Annotated in this window: 16 protein-coding genes; 5 read left to right on the top strand and 11 right to left on the bottom strand. The window is 48.7% G+C overall.

Annotated features, from left to right (window positions below; translation table 11 throughout):
* Nucleotides 1-88: 88 nt before the first annotated feature.
* Nucleotides 89-1069 (bottom strand): 50S ribosomal protein L3 N(5)-glutamine methyltransferase, encoded by a 981-nt coding sequence (gene prmB / locus WG89_RS20895; protein ID WP_342669270.1) that lies wholly within the window; start codon nt 1067-1069, stop codon nt 89-91.
* 206 nt (nt 1070-1275) lie between these two features.
* Between prmB and WG89_RS20885 the strand changes: the two genes are divergently transcribed.
* Entirely contained in the window at nt 1276-1836 is a 561-nt protein-coding gene (locus tag WG89_RS20885) for a Smr/MutS family protein (protein WP_062269449.1), read from the top strand.
* A gap of 7 nt (nt 1837-1843) precedes the next feature.
* Here the strand turns inward: WG89_RS20885 and WG89_RS20880 are convergent, their stop codons facing one another.
* The 6 genes from WG89_RS20880 to WG89_RS20855 form a co-directional block, all read right to left on the bottom strand.
* A complete protein-coding gene (locus WG89_RS20880; protein WP_062269447.1) occupies nt 1844-2254 on the bottom strand; it encodes a hypothetical protein in 411 nt (136 codons plus the stop codon).
* 12 nt (nt 2255-2266) lie between these two features.
* A complete protein-coding gene (locus WG89_RS20875) occupies nt 2267-2575 on the bottom strand; it encodes a hypothetical protein (RefSeq protein WP_062269445.1) in 309 nt (102 codons plus the stop codon).
* The gene (locus tag WG89_RS20870) at nt 2565-3143 is read right to left on the bottom strand and encodes an RNA polymerase sigma factor (protein ID WP_062269443.1); all 579 of its coding nucleotides are present in this window, start codon (nt 3141-3143) and stop codon (nt 2565-2567) included. The genes WG89_RS20875 and WG89_RS20870 overlap by 11 nt, the downstream gene beginning before the upstream one ends.
* 49 nt (nt 3144-3192) lie before the next feature.
* On the bottom strand, nt 3193-4074 hold the full coding sequence (locus WG89_RS20865; protein ID WP_062269441.1) for a sterol desaturase family protein: 882 nt from the start codon (nt 4072-4074) through the stop codon (nt 3193-3195).
* A gap of 14 nt (nt 4075-4088) precedes the next feature.
* Nucleotides 4089-4556 (bottom strand): hypothetical protein, encoded by a 468-nt coding sequence (locus WG89_RS20860; RefSeq protein ID WP_062269439.1) that lies wholly within the window; start codon nt 4554-4556, stop codon nt 4089-4091.
* 89 nt (nt 4557-4645) lie between these two features.
* Entirely contained in the window at nt 4646-5572 is a 927-nt protein-coding gene (locus tag WG89_RS20855) for a patatin-like phospholipase family protein (protein ID WP_062269437.1), read from the bottom strand.
* Between the two features lie 194 nt (nt 5573-5766).
* Between WG89_RS20855 and WG89_RS20850 the strand changes: the two genes are divergently transcribed.
* Nucleotides 5767-7092: a Fic family protein gene (locus WG89_RS20850; protein WP_079253957.1), complete on the top strand. Its 1326-nt coding sequence runs from the start codon at nt 5767-5769 to the stop codon at nt 7090-7092.
* A gap of 8 nt (nt 7093-7100) precedes the next feature.
* Here the strand turns inward: WG89_RS20850 and WG89_RS20845 are convergent, their stop codons facing one another.
* Both WG89_RS20845 and WG89_RS20840 read right to left on the bottom strand, forming a co-directional pair.
* The gene (locus WG89_RS20845; protein ID WP_216638531.1) at nt 7101-8273 is read right to left on the bottom strand and encodes an ADP-ribosylglycohydrolase family protein; all 1173 of its coding nucleotides are present in this window, start codon (nt 8271-8273) and stop codon (nt 7101-7103) included.
* Nucleotides 8270-9136 (bottom strand): oxygenase MpaB family protein, encoded by an 867-nt coding sequence (locus WG89_RS20840; RefSeq protein WP_062269433.1) that lies wholly within the window; start codon nt 9134-9136, stop codon nt 8270-8272. Before WG89_RS20840 ends, WG89_RS20845 begins: the two co-directional genes overlap by 4 nt.
* A 305-nt stretch (nt 9137-9441) precedes the next feature.
* On the opposite strand from WG89_RS20840, the gene codB reads away from it, so the two are divergent.
* Both codB and codA read left to right on the top strand, forming a co-directional pair.
* Nucleotides 9442-10695 (top strand): cytosine permease, encoded by a 1254-nt coding sequence (gene codB, locus WG89_RS20835; RefSeq protein WP_062269431.1) that lies wholly within the window; start codon nt 9442-9444, stop codon nt 10693-10695.
* Nucleotides 10685-11968 (top strand): cytosine deaminase, encoded by a 1284-nt coding sequence (gene codA, locus WG89_RS20830; protein WP_062269429.1) that lies wholly within the window; start codon nt 10685-10687, stop codon nt 11966-11968. Before codB ends, codA begins: the two co-directional genes overlap by 11 nt.
* A 203-nt stretch (nt 11969-12171) precedes the next feature.
* Here the strand turns inward: codA and WG89_RS20825 are convergent, their stop codons facing one another.
* Nucleotides 12172-13575 (bottom strand): alkaline phosphatase, encoded by a 1404-nt coding sequence (locus WG89_RS20825; protein WP_062269427.1) that lies wholly within the window; start codon nt 13573-13575, stop codon nt 12172-12174.
* 511 nt (nt 13576-14086) lie between these two features.
* Here WG89_RS20825 and WG89_RS20820 point away from each other — a divergent pair.
* Nucleotides 14087-14896 (top strand): ion transporter, encoded by an 810-nt coding sequence (locus WG89_RS20820; protein ID WP_062269425.1) that lies wholly within the window; start codon nt 14087-14089, stop codon nt 14894-14896.
* Between the two features lie 50 nt (nt 14897-14946).
* On the opposite strand, the gene WG89_RS20815 is transcribed toward WG89_RS20820, so the two are convergent.
* Nucleotides 14947-16311, bottom strand: coding sequence for a hypothetical protein (locus WG89_RS20815; protein ID WP_062269423.1), 1365 nt, complete (start codon nt 16309-16311; stop codon nt 14947-14949).
* Nucleotides 16312-16396: the final 85 nt, after the last annotated feature.

The raw sequence follows: 16396 nt of genomic DNA, 5'->3' as shown, positions 1-16396 counted from the left end.
CCCTCCTCTGACGGGCATCCGTCGTTGCTCCCGCCAGGGATCAATTCTTCACTGTGAAGCCTTCCCTATAATGAAAGGCTTCTGTCATTCATTGCAGCTTAAGCCGACTTTTAAAAAGAGACTGATACTGACGACAGTTCTCGGCATCCAGTACCAGAATACCATGACCGCCTGATTCAAACTCTGGCCAGATGAAAGGCACATCCGGGTACTCATCTCTCAGCGCCCAGTGGCTGTTGCCCACTTCCAGCACCAGCAACCCCTGCTCATCCAGAAAATCTGCAGCACGAGCCAGAATAACACGGGCCATATCCAGGCCATCTTCTCCGGCCGCCAGTCCCAACTCAGGCTCGTGCCCAAACTCATCCGGGAAATCAGCCATGTCTTCAGCATCCACATAAGGAGGATTGCTGATCATAAGCTGGTATTTTGGTTTTTCAGGTGCATGATCAATGGCTTCAAACAGATCAGAGCGAATAGCCTGAACCCGCCCCCATAGTTCCTGACTGTCAATATTAATACCGGCCACTTCCAAAGCATCTTCGGAAATATCCAGCAGATCAACCGTGGCTTCTGGAAATTCATTAGCCGCAGCAATACCAATACAGCCAGAGCCGGTGCAAAGATCCATCACTCTTTCGACCCGAACATCACCCAGCCAGGGCTGGAACTGTTGCTGGATAAGCTCAGCAATCGGCGAACGAGGCACTAAAACCCGTTCATCAACATAATAAGGCTGGCCACAGAACCAGGCCTGGTTAACCAGGTAAGCCAGCGGCTTGCGCTCAGTAATACGGCGCTCGATCAACTCCGCCACTTTCTCCTGTTCATTCAGGGAAAGTCGGCAGTTCATGTAAGATTCCGGCAACTCCCAGGGCAACTGCAGCACCTGGAACACCAGATGAAAAGCCTCGTCCAGGGCATTATCACTGCCATGCCCGAAGAACAGCCCGGCTTCGTTAAACCTGGAGGCCGCCCACCGGATAAAATCCCGAATACTGACCAGGCCATCATAAGGCTTAACTTCGCTATGGTGCTTGCCTGAAGGCATCCCACTGATTTCAGTCACACTTTCTCCTCAGGGAGCACAATCGGGATCTCCCCTGCAAAACCGCCATAAGGTAGCATATTCAACCACAGGCAAAGAACCATTTTTTCGTCCACTTTTTCACCGAAAGACCCTCTGGCCCTCCTGTCACCAGTATTGTCAGACCACAATACAGGGTAGAATGTCCCCATTTCAGGCATGACCTGTTTAGAGATGAGTCCAGTGGAATGACCGAAGACGACAAAGACGATCTGGAAGGCCTGTTTAAAGAGGCCATGATGGACGTGCGGCCATTAAAAAAAACCAACCGCTCCGCTGAGCTCAAAAAGCCCACCGCCAAGGTTCCGGATAGCACACTCAAAGCCAGACGCAGGGCTGCTCAGATGGATGACAAACCGGGCGGTGCTGCCCTGTCAGAGGCCTGGGTAGAGCCCATTGATCCGGAACAGAAACTGGATTACAGCCGACCGGGTATTCAGCACACCCGTATGCGCCAGCTGCGTCAGGGTTTGCTGCCTGTTCAATATCAACTGGACCTCCATGGCTACAAGATTGATGAAGCCAGGGATCTGTTGTCGGAATTTTTATTATTCTGCCGAAACGAAGGCATGTCTTGTGTAAGGATTATTCATGGGAAATCTCACCGCAGCACCAATCGCCAGAACACCCTTAAAAGTCATGTAAACCACTGGCTGCGGCAATTGCCCGAAGTACTGGCTTTTTGTTCGGCACCACCTTCGGAAGGCGGCACAGGTTCCGTACTGGTTCTGATCAAGCGAAAAGCCTGAAAGAGACTCAATGGCCTCCTTCCAATACCTGCAACCTGGATCGGCGATGCTCCAGTCGATCCAGCTGCTGCTCCGAGACCACCGTTGACAGCTCCTCCATCATGGCGTCCATTTCAAACTGTAGAGACTCTCTGGAGCGGGTAAAAATAGCCTGAACCTTTTCACCATAGCGATTCAGAATCGGGTCGAGCTTTTTCTTCTGTCGTACAGAAGGTTCAAGCACACTCTCGATCTGCACAACGAACCCATCCTTATAGGTGAATTGCCGCGCCGCCTGAACCTTGTCCCGCACCACCATTCCAACCACCAGAGCCCCCAGCAGGCATCCGATCATCAGAGTGGCCAGAAGAATCAGAAGGGATTTGGCCTTGCTGCTTTTTATAAGCATACCGTTGTCTATCTCATGACTGTTTGACATCACGCTCTCCTTTTACAGGGCCACCATCATCATTTCGGGTGTAATGTCCTGAAGCCCCAGAGCAGCCTCCAGAATATTGCCACTTTCAGGACCCAACGGAATCATCAGGTTGTAGGCCATGAAACAAACAACCAACGCTGCAACGGGCAGGCTGACACGATAAAAAAGCCCTGTCAGATCTCTGGACAAGCCGGTCCAGAAATCTTCCCGGGTATCCTGCTCAAGCCTTGCCATCACACGGTTTGAAAACCCTTCCGGGAGGGAACCGAAAGGTTCGCCCGACAATAATTGTTGTAATGACTTTTCCTGTTTATTCATCATACATAAAATCCCTCAAATCCTCGGCCAGTTGCTTTCTGGCCCGCGCCAACCTGGAAAGCACCGTTCCCTGGGGCAGCTTCAGTATTTCAGCCGTGTCGTCTGTGGAATAACCCAACACCAATCTCAGCATGGCTACGGATCGATATTGAGGCTTCAATTGGCGAAAGCTGGCACGAATCGCCTGTTGTTTTTCCCATTGGACGTCGCCTTGATGTCCATTCGTCATCTCTTCCAGGGGCTCACTCTCAGAATTGCGAAACCACTCCAGCCATTTTTTTCTTTTCCTCAGGGTGTCCACTGCCAGATTCATGGCAATGCGGGTGATCCAGGTCTTGAGACTGGCATCCCCTTGATAGGAAGCCAGGGAATGGTAAACCCGGATCATGGTCTCCTGAGCTACGTCTTCGGCTTCAGAAGCATCACCCAGCATACCGATAACAATGGTGGCCACCATTCCCTGATAACGTTCCACCAAAGTCTGAAAGGCTCTCTGGTTTCCTGAGAGAATGGCATCCACCAGCATTCTGTCGGTAGAGATCCCCTCTGTTTCCTGACTCACTTCCGACATTCCATACCTGCAACCAGCGGGTCAAAGCTCTGAGCATAGATGACAAATCTCATGCTGACTTACTGCCCAACGGCTTCCCTGATACAGAAAGCCTTTTATTAACACGGGGCTTCCAGCCTGGAGCACCAAACATGTAATGCCATCGTTGTGACCAGTTCTCAGCCCTGGCAACATCCCGGGCAATATTGATCCATTCATTCAGGGCAATCCGAAAAGGATTATGGCTGTTGACAGGTCTTGTGGTTCCGTAGACAACAGCTTCTTTTTCTTCCTCAAAGGTGCCGAACAGACGGTCATAGATAATCAACACTCCTCCATAGTTTTTGTTCAGGTACTTCCTGTTGGAGCCATGATGCACCCGGTGATGGGAAGGCGTGTTGAACACCCATTCCAGCGGTCCAAGCCTGCCTATCAGCTCAGTATGAATCCAGATCTGATAGAACAATCCGGCAGCCAGAGCCAACACCACCGCTATGGGATGAAAGCCCATCAGAACCAGTGGCGAGAAAAACAGCACAGTGCCTGAGATCAGCCCCGTCCAGCCAAGCCTTCCGGCTACGGACAGATTCATGTGCATGGGCGTATGATGGACACTGTGATTAGCCCATAGCCACCGTATTTCATGAGTCCAGCGGTGATGCCAGTAATAGAAGAATTCCACCAGCAGGAACAATACCAGCCCCATCCAAAGAGTGTTGATTTCCAGTGTCCACAGCCGGAAGCTGTAGACCCAGAACAGGAAACCAAGAGCAGCACCTGCCGTTGCCGCATCAATTAATCTTTTAATGACAGCTACCGAGAAGGAAGCTGCCGCTTCTTTCCAGGGGTAATCTGCCTTGCGTCGCAGGATCAACCACAACGCTTCCAGCAGTATGAATCCGGCCATCAAAACCAGAAATCCCACCCCGCCACTTAAAGTTACCGGTTCCATTGCTCAACCCTCCGTTAGTTACGGTTACGGAGTTTCTCTCTCATGCGGTCTTTCTGTTCTTCCTGAATCTTTTCGAACTCTTTGAACTGATTGACCGTCAGAATATTTTTGGCTTTCTCTGTCGTTTGTTCTTTAACACGTTTCATATCCTTACCCAGAGCACGCTTGTCAAAAAAGCTCAGCTCCTTGATGCTCTTCTTGCCAGCTCCCACTCCGTAAGTTTGCAAAATTGTCTTGCGGTGATTGCCACTTTCCCGGAGCAGAGCCAGCATTTTCTTTTCCTGATCCGATGACAGATTCAGACGACCCTGAATATCTTTCAGATTTTCGACAAACTCGGCTCTTTGTTCATCACTGAGGCGCTTTTGATCCGCCATAGAGAACGAGCTAAAGCCCAGTATCATGACCATGGCCATGAGAGCCGCCAACGCTTTTGAGAGAGAGAGAAAGAAACTACCGGTTTCATAAACATACCTTTTCAAATCTTCAGACAGCGAGCTCGTTTTGAACTCATCTGTCTGATTAGACGAAGGTAATATTCGTTTTAGTCCCGGCTTTTAAAAAATATTTTTCAGGATGAGGACGGATCAGCTTCAAGCAGCTGATGGGGCTCGTTTTGATGGCGGTTTTCCCACTGGTCGAGGGCTTCAATGGCCAACTGTCGACCAATGGCGGCAATCTCGTTAAAGCGATGGAATTCGTAGAACTGGCAAATATTGCGAGGCACATTCACCAGCACATCGGGCTGATAGCCCGCCATTTTGTAGCGAGAAAGAGACTCCTGCATAACTTCCATGGATTGGTTGGATATTTCCATCAGACTCATAGAAGCACTGAGTTCATCCTGTGATTTCTTGCTTTCACTTCCTCCAATCAGCTTATCGATCAGGCCATCAAAGATGGATTTGTTTTCTTTCTCTTCTATTTCAGCTACCTGCTGCTTCTGAAAAGGGGCTCCCAACAGATCCACTGCAACCACCATATCCGCCAAAGCAGACCCTGCAGGCGCCATGGGTAATGGATTCAAGACACCACCATCCACCAGCACCTGGCCATGCATTTCTACCGGACTGAATAAAGAAGGAATCGCACTGGAAGCACGGATAGCGGTCACCAGATCGCCTCGCTGAAACCAGACTTCTTTTCGAGTGGTCAGGCTTGTAGCAACAGCAGTATAAGGAACCGGCAAGTCTTCTATACGACAATCACCAATAATTTCGCGCATTCGCTCAAACAGGCGGTCACCCTTTATGACTCCGGGACGGCCGAGGGAGATATCGAGCAAACGGATGATCTCGAAAGAATCGATGGTTTCAGCCCACTGACAGTATTCATCCAGTTTACCCGTAGCCCAGAGACCACCGACCAGTGAGCCCATGGATGCACCGGAAATAGCGGTTATTTCATACCCTCTGGCTTCCAGCTCCCTGATAACGCCTACATGGGCGTAACCGCGGGCACCACCACTGCCTAAGACCAGAGCTACTCTTTTTGTCATTTCCCTACTATTCCTGTGAGTTCCTGACGCAGAAGGCGATAGCATGCACCCAGGAGCCTGTCGGACTCAAGGCAATTTCGGCCTAAAATCCAGAAAGAGCAGCCACAGCCTTGAGCATTCTAGAAAGCTTAAGTCCGACAGGCTCCTAGAAAATTGCCAGGTCTATACTGCCCTGAATCTTTTCATGGGTGACAATGATGTCTGGCAGGTACATTTGCATTCTGACCCTGATCTCACTGATGTTCTCTGCAACGGTTTCTGCAAGCAAAGTGCTCAAGAAAAGACCTGAGAAAGGCATCACTTTAATGGCTGAGCATCAACAGCTGCACAGACTGCTCTTTACCAAAGGACATTTACCCAAACTGGAGCAATGCCTGAAACACGATGATTCTGATTCGAAGTGGCGCAAAGAATATGCTCTCAGCTGCAGTGAAACCGTCTCAAAAATAGCTAAAACCTGGATCTTTTTGGTCAAGCACTTACAGATTCAGGCTAAAGACGACAAAAGACCTCTGCTTACCTTATCCCTGTTAGACGAAGTCTTCAAAAAGCTGACCGGTTATGAACGAATGAACCCGGCTCTGCCCCGGATGGCGACAACCGGTAACTTACTTCCAGTAAAAGATCTGTCTGTTATTCAAGATCACAGAAAACTGTATCAGTGGTTGAGCAGCATTAACCCAAATCTATCACCCGAACCTTACGCTTTTGTCTGTCTGGACAGAGAAATCGTATCTATAGTGCCGGTCACGGAAATTGAGGAACGTATTAAAGAAGTTTCTGCCTTACACAAATCAATCATATTCAAAATGCAGCAACTCAAAATCACACTCAGGCTGTCAGCAGATGACGATGGCTTGCTCAATCCTCAGGAGGATATGTTCAACAAACACCTGGCAATGAAACTGGCTGAACTGCTTCAAGAGAACCCTCTGTACAACTCTTGCCAATACAGGGATGAATACCCTGACTTCCAGCAAATGGGGAAAGATCTCGACCAGTTGCTTCAAACAGCTCCTGCTCAACGACCTCCTTTGTCAATTAGGATCATTCATAGACCATTTGCCACCATGGGCATCTCCCGAAACCATTATCTGGGCTTAAGACCTGCTGGATACAGCCTGCACGAAAGTGAGATGGAGAGGATACTCACGGCATTTCTGAATAAACATAATCAGGCTTTTGCCAAAGCCCGAAGTAAGGAAGAAATCATCAAATTGGCTTCGGCATTTTCCTGGGAGTTTATCAATCTCCACCCGTTGCCCGATGCTAATGGCAGAGCAGCTCGATTGCTGACCAGTTATATTCTTCTTGCCTACGGAATAAATCCACCTGTCTTTTTAAGTGACAGAGCGATTCAAACCACCCGAAAGCAGTGGCTGGAGTGGTTTCGTGAAGGAATATACGAATCTAGAAATACTACCGACACCCCACCACCGGGAAAAACACTGAGAGATTGGGCTGGTAAGATCAGGAAGGCTGCTCTTAAAGCCCGAGCAGCCATCAAAGATGAGTTATAAAATCCAGATCAGTCAGACACCACCAGCTCTTTAAGCTCTTGAGCTTTCAAGAAGAAAACATGGGGATACTCAATCTTCTTGATCCACTTGAAGGGCATCTGTCTTTCACCATAAAAAGCCCCCGCCAGCTGACCATAGACTGCTCCGGTTGTATCGGCATCTTCTCCGAGGTTGACGGCCAGCAAAGCGCCTTCTTCAAAGCTATCGCTGTTATGAAATGCCCATAGCACAGCTTCAAGGGTATGCATAACGTAACCACTGGCTCTGAGTTCATCCGCATTTTTGTTCTTGTATTCTGCCTTCGTCACCAGCTCACTGATCGACGGGCAGAGTGGATTTCTATCCCAATAATCCGCTTCCGGACTGTAAAGACCATCCAGCAGTTCTGACTTGGATACACCATGAAGAGCTCCCCAGATCAGGCCACTGAAATAGCGACAGGCATCCACGGCTTCTTCTGCCCCATGGGTGGTTTTGGAACTGAGGGCTGCATAGTGGACGGCATCATCAAAGCTGTTGTAGTAAAGGATGGGAACCGGTGCCAAGCGCATCAATGAGCCATTACCTGCCGACATAGGGTGGGTATCTCCAGCTTCCGGATTACCGGTTCTCTGATATCGGATCAAAGCATCCTGAACCGTATTACCGATATCAAAGCACTTGCCATTAACGCTGAACACACCACCCTGCCACCAGCGGGTATAAAGGTACATCTGATCATCGAGATCAAAAGCGGCCTTCCGCACCATACTGTGTGCCAGGCAGTACATCATACTGGTGTCGTCAGTCCACTCTCCTGCTTTGAGGTTGAATGGACCACCACCGACAATATCCTTGATCGGCTCAAAAGAGCCCGGCGGCTGAAACTCCAATGTTGTGCCCAGAGCATCACCTATAGCACAACCCAGTAATGCTCCCCGGAAGCGATTGATATCATCATCAGAGTCAATATCAATGCGATCATAGTACTCTTTGCATTCCTCATCTGTGGGGAAAGGTACCGCCTGACGGTAGACAAAGTACTTCATCAGCCACTGGGTTTTCTCAGGCTCCCGGGAGCCTGAGATTTTGTTGCTGAGAAAAGGAAAGCTCAAGCCTTCCTGGGCTCTTTTATCTCTCTCGATCATCTCAAGAATATCAGGAGGTATTGGCTTACCATCATCATCTAATATAATTTTCACTGATGAACTTCCATATATCGGCTTTTACTCCCCAAATCCCTGATGGCATAACCCATGGGATAACTGGGTCTCTTGCGGGTCGTCAACAAGCTGGGGGTTTGGCGTTTAGGCAACCATTTCATGACCATTTTTCTGGCTTTCAACAATGACAACAACAGGGCGCTGCAGACTTTGGGTGGCTGATCAAAGCCAACGGCCTGTTGCAGCCGTGCATCCATCAAAACATTCACGAAGGGAGAACCCAGCCAGTAAAGCCATTTTGGTAGATAAAATCCCAGAAACAGCTGTTTGGTCTTGTTGGCAATCAGTTCATTGGACTCTGCATAAACAAAATGTTCAGCCTCATAGGCCAGGTTGAACTGCTCAAACGCATCCATAGAGTCCGGGAGATTCTCTATGTTCATTCTCTCTCCCATAGCCCGGTAAAAGTTAAACCAGGCCTGCTTTTCATGGTCGGTCAGTTCTCGCCAACCAAAACGTTTCAACCAGCGGACAGGCTCAAAAACAAAAGTTGAAAGCACATAAAGAAAGTCATCATTTTTTATTTTATAGCGCCCATGCATGGCGTTGATTCTGGCTATTGCTTCCTTTCCTCTCGAACTGTCCAAACCATGCTCAAGTGGTTCAGCCAGTAGTAGCTCAGTGTCGTCATACCTCTTTCGGGGGTTCTTGCTGAACTCTCCCGTAGCAGCAAGCAACCTTGAAATGGACGGCACAGCATAAGTTCGGAACAGGGCAAACTCTAGCGACCGCTCACTGTCCCAGGGAAACACCGTCAACTGCAGGGTCCTGACAATCTCTTCGAATTCGGTCTCGGGATTCAATGTTTTTATATAAGCGCCAGGATCAGAAATTCTTTGCATGCCATTATCCATTGCTCAAAGCACATAGCCTAAGTCTACGGCTAATGCTTTCACCCATCAGCAAGAATTTTGAATGCCCAGCCCCGGCTCGCTTCCAGAAGATCAAACAACACTGAACAAAAAAGCACCAGAAAGATTAAAATATAATCAAGAATAGAAATGCCCCTATATCCTTCAGCCTGTTTAAGGAGTTACACCTAAATACTCTGTCAGTCGATGAATTTGAAAGAATGTTCTGGCAGAGTGCACGCCCGACTTGATAGCTTTGTAGCTAAGCAGATGTGTTCCTTTTTTATGGAGGCTCAATGTCGGAACTCTCTCAGGACTTCGCTCACTCACCGGTACCGGAATCGTCCAGGAAAGGCTTTTGGCCCATTCTTGTGGTTATGGTGGGTTTCACTTTTTTCTCGGCCAGCATGTGGTCGGGTGGAGCGCTTGGCCAGGGCCTCAACTTCTCACAGTTTCTGATTGCCGTGATGACCGGCAACCTGTTGCTGGGCCTTTATACTGCCGGACTCGCCTATATTGGCAGTAAATCCGGTCTGTCTACTCACCTGCTGACTCAATATGCGTTTGGCCGTTATGGTGCAAAACTGACTTCTCTGGTGCTTTCTTTTACTCAGGTGGGTTGGTTCGGCGTAGGTGTTGCCATGTTTGCACTGCCTGTTAACAAAGCAACAGGCATAGACGTCAACACTCTGGTGATGGCTTCCGGTATCCTGATGACCCTGACCGCCTTCTTTGGCTTCAAGGCCCTGACCATTCTAAGCTTTGTTGCAGTGCCTGCCATTCTTGTTCTGGGCGGCTTCTCAATATCCGAAGCCGTCACAGAAGTCGGTGGTCTCTCTGCCCTGTTTGGCCTGGAACCGGCTGAATCCATGGGTTATGCAGCAGCCATCAGCATTTGTGTAGGCTCCTTTATCAGTGGCGGCACCCTGACAGCAGATTTCACTCGCTTTGCAAAGTCACCAAAGGTCGCTGTCTCAGCCACTCTGATCGCCTTTTTCCTGGGTAACACACTGATGTTTACCTTCGGAGCTATTGGCTCAATGGTCTATGATCAAGCCGACATTTCAGAAGTGATGTTTATTCAGGGCCTGATTCTCCCTGCGGTTATCTGCCTGGGCCTGAACATCTGGACCACCAACGACAATGCTCTGTACGTCTCTGGTCTGGGTTTCGCCAGCATTACCGGACTAAGCAAAAACCTCATGGTTGTAATCAACGGTACCCTGGGCACTCTGTTTGCCTTGTGGCTGAACAACAACTTTGTTGGCTGGCTCAGCCTTCTGAATACCGCACTGCCTCCAATAGGTGCCATTCTTTTGGCCGACTATATTTTCATCCGTCGAGGCGAATACCGCCAGTACCAACAGAACTCATTTATTGGCGTCAACACTTCTGCCATGATCTCCTGGCTTCTGGGTGTTCTGGCTGCTTCCTACCTGCCGGGTATCGCTCCAGTAAATGGTGTGCTGGTAGCAGCAATCTGCCACGTTTTCTTCGAAAAAACCGCACTCTTCCAGCAGAAACAGACCGAGGTGAACCATGCGTCTTGAGAATGTTCGTCTGCATCAACAGGAAGGTCTTTTCGACATTCTGTTTGATAAGGGAACGATTCAAAGTATCACCGCTGCTGACACTCAGCGTCAGCCAGGGATTGAAAGCCTTGATGCCCGGGGTAAGCTGGCACTTCCTCCGTTCATTGATCCCCATGTGCATCTGGATACCTGCCTGACTGCAGGAGAACCGGTCTGGAACCGCAGTGGTACCTTATTTGAAGGTATTCAGAACTGGTCAGAGCGCAAGAAAAGCCTGAGCCATGACGATGTAAAAGATCGCGCCAGAAAAGCACTGGGCTGGTATCTGGGTCAGGGTGTTCAACATGTTCGCAGTCACGTGGACACAACTGATCCGAGTCTGACAGCGGCTCATGCCCTGCTTGAACTGAAAGAAGAAGTTAAAGACCTGATTGATATCCAGCTGGTCGCTTTCCCGCAGGAAGGGATTCCCTCCTACCCGAAGGGAGCTGATCTGCTGGAAGAAGCCATGAAGCTGGGTTGCGATGCGGTGGGTGGCATCCCTCACTTTGAATACACCCGCGAGTATGCACTGGACTCTCTGAAAACAGTGTTTGATCTGGCTGAAAAATACGACAGCCTGATCGATATTCATTGTGACGAGATAGACGACGAACAATCAAGATTTGTTGAAACCGTGGCCTGCATGGCTCTGGAGCGCAATATGGGTCAGCGTGTGACCGCCAGTCACACCACTGCCATGCATTCCTATAACAATGCTTATGTTGTGAAACTGATGCGTCTTCTGAAGCGCTCTGGTATCCACTTTATTGCCAATCCAGTCACCAACCTGAACCTTCAGGGGCGAATGGATACTTACCCGAAGCGCCGTGGTATTACCCGTATTCCAGAATTGCTTGATGCCGGTGTAAATGCTTGCTTCGGCCAGGACGACATTGTTGACCAGTGGTTCCCGATGCAGGGCTGCAACATGCTACAAGTGTTGTTTACAGGACTGGTAGGCTGTCAGATGACCGGACTGGATCAGATCAACCAGGGCATTGACCTGATCACCACCAACAGTGCGAAGTGCCTGAATATTCAGGATCAGTACGGAATTGAAGAAGGCAAACCAGCCAACCTGATTCTGCTGGATTCAGAAAGTGTGTTTGATGCTATTCGACGTCAGTCAGTAGTGACTCACTCTTTCCGCCATGGTCAGTTGATTGCTGAAACCAGACCTGCTGAAGCAATCATTAAGGGTAATCATTCGCTATCGGGTGATATTGATTATTCGTTCAGCCCTAGCTAAGAACTTGTCTGAGATAACTTCCGATTCACGCACGGATACCGTTCACCCTGAGCTTGTCGAAGGGTAGTGGCATTGGGCTTCGACAGGCTCAGCCCGAACGGGTTTTAGGGGGGGTCATCAAGGAAATAAATTTAGATAAGACCTAACCCTCCCCGAAACAGCCTCTCATAGTATGTATGAGAGGCTTAATCTTCCCTGCTCTTTTACTTCAGATTCAAATAGCCAGTCATGACATTAAAAATGTCAGGCTGGGCCAGCATGGTAGGTACCCTGCCAACCCCTTCCTTATTGGCAAACAGCGGCACATTTACGCCGGTGTGTTCCTCAGCAAACAAACCGTTAGTAGCATAGTTGACCGACATGGTGACACCTTCCGGTGTTTCCACCCGGGCAACATAGCCTGGAGAGTACGCCGGCAGGTCGAAGGCTTTAAAGAGACTGGTGTCTGGCATTAATTGTGCTGCCTGACCATGGTCTGCTGTCACCAATACCAGAGTGTTTTCATTCTTCTCGGCAAACTTCAGGGCGACGTCCAATGCTTCTGTCAGCTGTTGCAGTTCACCAATCTGACCACAGGCTCTGCGCTGATGAGAAGCCTTGTCGATGGAAGCGGATTCCACCATCAGGAAGAAACCCTTGTCATTATTAGCAGACAACCTTTCGATGGCCACCGAAGTCATGCTTTTCAAGGTAGGCGTATCCCCAAACTCTGAATTTGGAACACATTTCACGGTATCCGGAAGCTCTACCGAGCCCAGATACTTGTGAACGTAATTCAGCATGCTAGGATTAGGTTTCTCTGCCTCTCGTTCGCCTTCGTACGACATCCGTTCGGGCAAATTGCCTTCAGCAAACAGCCCAAGAAGCTTTTTATCTGCAGGAGCAGATTTCATATCCGCTGAACTGTCGGCAAAATAGAAACCATTATCTTTTGCCTGCTCAAGAACGCTTTGGGTACTGCCTTCTGCCTGCTTGGAAAAGTGTTCCATGCCACCGCCAAGCAGTACATCGACATTGGACGCTGCCAGCTGCTCTGAAATGGAACCAGGCCCGCCTTTGGCTTTAACGTCCTGAGAGCAATCCACAGGCTTACGCTTGTAAATCAGAGCGTCCACCATCATTTCCGGATTTTCACACTCTCGCTGACTGATGTTCGCAACAAAAGATGAAGGTGTTGCATCCGTAATACTGGCGGTTGTGACTATGCCCGCCTTCATACCCGCCTGTTTTGCCAGGTCTACAATGGTGACAAGGTCTTTGTCGTATTTAGCGGAGGTTGCTATACGTCCACGGCTTGTTATTTCACCGGTAGCCATAGAAGTCGCACTGTTGGCTGAATCAGCAACATAAAGCGGCTTGGATGGATCTTTATCATCAACCGTGAGTACCTGGACACTGCTTCTCAATGCCATTTCATCAAGATTGATTTTCCCCCTCGATCCGGCCAGATAGTTTCGGGCAATGGTGATCTGATGATCGTCCATTCCATCACCCACAATCAGGATCACATTACGGGGAGCAGTGGCTTCAGACTCCACCGCAATGGCAGCTGAAGAGCTGATCAATGCCAGAGACAGGCATAGGGGTTTGAGTAGTTTTGACTTCATGATTCTTCTGCTAGTTGTTCTTCTTTTTGGCAGACAGTCTGGAACAATGCCGCCAGGAGGCTGACCGAGAATAGCGCCCGAGCATAAAATTCAGTAGAACGAGGCTATTTTTTCGATGGATTCGTGCGAATAGTTAACCTATTTAATCGAATTCATCGAAAAAATAGACCGTTCTTTCTGGATTTTAGGCCGGGCTGTCTATTCTCGGTCAGCCTCCTCGTTACTGCATCTGAGCGACCGTCATCATACAGTCATCTTAACCTGTCAGGATACTGAGTTGTCACCCAACTGGTCAGGATCAGTTCAGGGAGGATAGCATTCACCCTTAGGGTTCAGATAGTCCAAATGGAGCATATCAATGCATCCATCCGTTGATTTGCGGTGAAATCCAGCGCTGATCAGGCTAGAATGACGCGCTTGAACCCAATGACTCAATAATAACGCTATAAAACCTGAGGTAAGTCAGCTTTTCCTCAGGCTGCCCTTTCGACTTTTTGATTGCATTCGAACCATGAAAAACAGCGATTTACAGGCTCGCTTTAACGCCATACGCTCCAACAAGATATTTGAACTCTTTGTTGTCGGTATCATCATTTTTTCTGCCCTGGTGATCGGCGCAAAAACCTACCACCTGCCTCCCTACCTTGAAGGCACCATCAATGTTCTGGATATAGGTATCACGGTTTTCTTCCTGGTGGAGATTATGGTTCGCTTCTTTGGCGAAGAGAGTAAAAAGAACTTCTTCAAATCCGGCTGGAATATTTTTGACACCCTGATTGTCATTGTCAGCCTGATCCCGGTCAATGATACTGAAATGGCATTAGTGGGTCGTCTGATTCGTATTTTCAGAGTTTTGAGGATGATCTCTATCATTCCGGAACTAAGGCTGCTATTGAACTCACTGCTCAAAGCCCTGCCCCAGCTGGGCTACGTTATGCTGCTGATGTTCATTATCTTTTACATTTACGCAGCCGTGGGCAGCACATTCTTCCTGGATATCAACCCCGAACTCTGGGGCAATATTTCCATCAGCATGCTCACCCTGTTCCGGGTCATGACCTTTGAGGACTGGACCGATGTCATGTATGAAACCATGACAGTTTACCCTCTAAGTTGGGCTTACTACCTGAGCTTTATTTTCTTCACCACCTTTGCCTTCCTGAATATGATCATCGGGATTGTAGTGAATGTTCTGGAAGAAGAACGCCAGAATGTGCGCAAGGAAGAAGAAGCCCTTGAAAACGCTGGTCAACCAACTATTGAAGATCTCCATCAGCAGCTGGCTGAAATCAAGACACTGATCCAGCAGAATCAGAAATAAATGCCTTCTGGCCGGGGTAACCACCCCGGCCAATCATTTTCCTTCAGCTGTCACTCACCCCCACCCAAATTAGCCGCCAAAACATTATTAAAGGCTCTGGTCAGAGGGCTTTCCCTGTCCATGAGGGTTTTGTGGAAAGTATGTAGCTGCCAGTCCTTAACCAGAGCAACATCACTGGGCTTCCCTGTTAAGGCGCGCTCAATCTGATCTCTAAGCATTTCATGTCTTTGCAGCAATGCCTGAGTCGCTGGCTCATCCAGCCCATGGTGCCGGGCCAGAGCCAGGACACTTTCCCTGTCAGTCAGCATAAATCGTTGTGCCGTATCTGCATCAATCTGTCGTGGTACCCTCAAAGTGGCATAGCAGGTCAAATCACTGCGTCCCAGCAATTCACTTTTTTCTGGATGAGAGGCAAAACTGTATTCATTGTCGATCAACCAGGGCTGCCAAATAACTTCGCCACTGATTTCAACTTTCTTATAGAGGATGTTGGTTGGATTACGATCTACACTGCCAGCTAGAAAATCCAGCACATGCACATCAGCCATTCGTTTCTGAATATCCGGGGCAGAAAAATCGATCTCAACAGCAGGTCCTATAAAACACTCTTTCTCAACAGTAAGCAGCCCTTCATCAAACATCATATGAAGCTGCATGGGGGTGGGCCCACCCTGACTGAAATCATTGGCCCGAGGATCAATCTTTAAACGATAACCTTTGTACATTTCATCGCCATTGAAGATATCCAGCAAGACATTGCCGTCTCTGAAAGCTTCAAGACCTTTTTTAACAGAACGATACTGCTCCTCAACGACAGGTTTCCCCTGTACAAACGCTTGACTGCAACCCACTTTACCACCGTGCAGGGCATAAACAGTTCTTGGAGTAACTCCGATCTGAAGTAACTGGTCCAGATCTGAAAATAGCACCGAACGGTTGGCCAGTTTCGCCTCAAAACCGTCTCCATTGATGCCAAACGCATTCGCTGCCATTGAAACCACTCTGGTATTACATGAGGGTTTAAAAACACCTGTGCTGCCACCCCTGTAGTAAACTTTTGATACTGAAGCGCAGTTCCCTTTTGCAAAATCGTCTTCAAAAAAATCCACCTGTTCGTCAGAAACAATATTTCTGTTCCATGGGAGACCCAGCTTGCTTTTGGCATCATTAATCTGCTTTCTTCGGGCACCAAGGTAGGAATGTTCACTGTTCACCAGAGAGCATTTTCGAGCGTCAAATCCGGAGTTGTTTCTTGCCTCATTTAATGTCACTTGATTATTAACCCTGTTCTCTAGCTGATCAGGATCAATATCGATCAAATCGCGACTGGCAAAAGCACTTCCACTGCCCTTTAGCCATTGTGATACAACCCCTGGGTCAATGTAAAAACTGACTCCATGACTGACTGGTCTCATGCTCCACCCCCCTTTTTTACCTCCTTTAACCCCTCTATTCTGCCTTGTACATTGGACAAAATCACTGACAGAGCTGATAGAAGAG

The sequence above is a fragment of the Endozoicomonas arenosclerae genome, assembly GCF_001562015.1.
Classification (GTDB): Bacteria; Pseudomonadota; Gammaproteobacteria; order Pseudomonadales; family Endozoicomonadaceae; genus Endozoicomonas_A; species Endozoicomonas_A arenosclerae.
The sequence above is the reverse complement of the archived record's forward strand: the minus strand, read 5'-3'. Positions and strand labels throughout refer to the sequence as shown.

What these genes read in the sequence shown, in the direction of transcription:
- WG89_RS20885 (WP_062269449.1), top strand. Translation starts at nt 1,276, where the DNA reads ATGACCGAAGACGACAAAGACGATCTGGAAGGCCTGTTTAAAGAGGCC.
- WG89_RS20880 (WP_062269447.1), bottom strand. Translation starts at nt 2,254, where the DNA reads ATGTCAAACAGTCATGAGATAGACAACGGTATGCTTATAAAAAGCAGC.
- WG89_RS20875 (WP_062269445.1), bottom strand. Translation starts at nt 2,575, where the DNA reads ATGATGAATAAACAGGAAAAGTCATTACAACAATTATTGTCGGGCGAA.
- WG89_RS20870 (WP_062269443.1), bottom strand. Translation starts at nt 3,143, where the DNA reads ATGTCGGAAGTGAGTCAGGAAACAGAGGGGATCTCTACCGACAGAATG.
- WG89_RS20865 (WP_062269441.1), bottom strand. Translation starts at nt 4,074, where the DNA reads ATGGAACCGGTAACTTTAAGTGGCGGGGTGGGATTTCTGGTTTTGATG.
- WG89_RS20855 (WP_062269437.1), bottom strand. Translation starts at nt 5,572, where the DNA reads ATGACAAAAAGAGTAGCTCTGGTCTTAGGCAGTGGTGGTGCCCGCGGT.
- WG89_RS20850 (WP_079253957.1), top strand. Translation starts at nt 5,767, where the DNA reads ATGATGTCTGGCAGGTACATTTGCATTCTGACCCTGATCTCACTGATG.
- WG89_RS20840 (WP_062269433.1), bottom strand. Translation starts at nt 9,136, where the DNA reads ATGCAAAGAATTTCTGATCCTGGCGCTTATATAAAAACATTGAATCCC.
- codB (WP_062269431.1), top strand. Translation starts at nt 9,442, where the DNA reads ATGTCGGAACTCTCTCAGGACTTCGCTCACTCACCGGTACCGGAATCG.
- codA (WP_062269429.1), top strand. Translation starts at nt 10,685, where the DNA reads ATGCGTCTTGAGAATGTTCGTCTGCATCAACAGGAAGGTCTTTTCGAC.
- WG89_RS20825 (WP_062269427.1), bottom strand. Translation starts at nt 13,575, where the DNA reads ATGAAGTCAAAACTACTCAAACCCCTATGCCTGTCTCTGGCATTGATC.
- WG89_RS20820 (WP_062269425.1), top strand. Translation starts at nt 14,087, where the DNA reads ATGAAAAACAGCGATTTACAGGCTCGCTTTAACGCCATACGCTCCAAC.
- WG89_RS20815 (WP_062269423.1), bottom strand. Translation starts at nt 16,311, where the DNA reads ATGAGACCAGTCAGTCATGGAGTCAGTTTTTACATTGACCCAGGGGTT.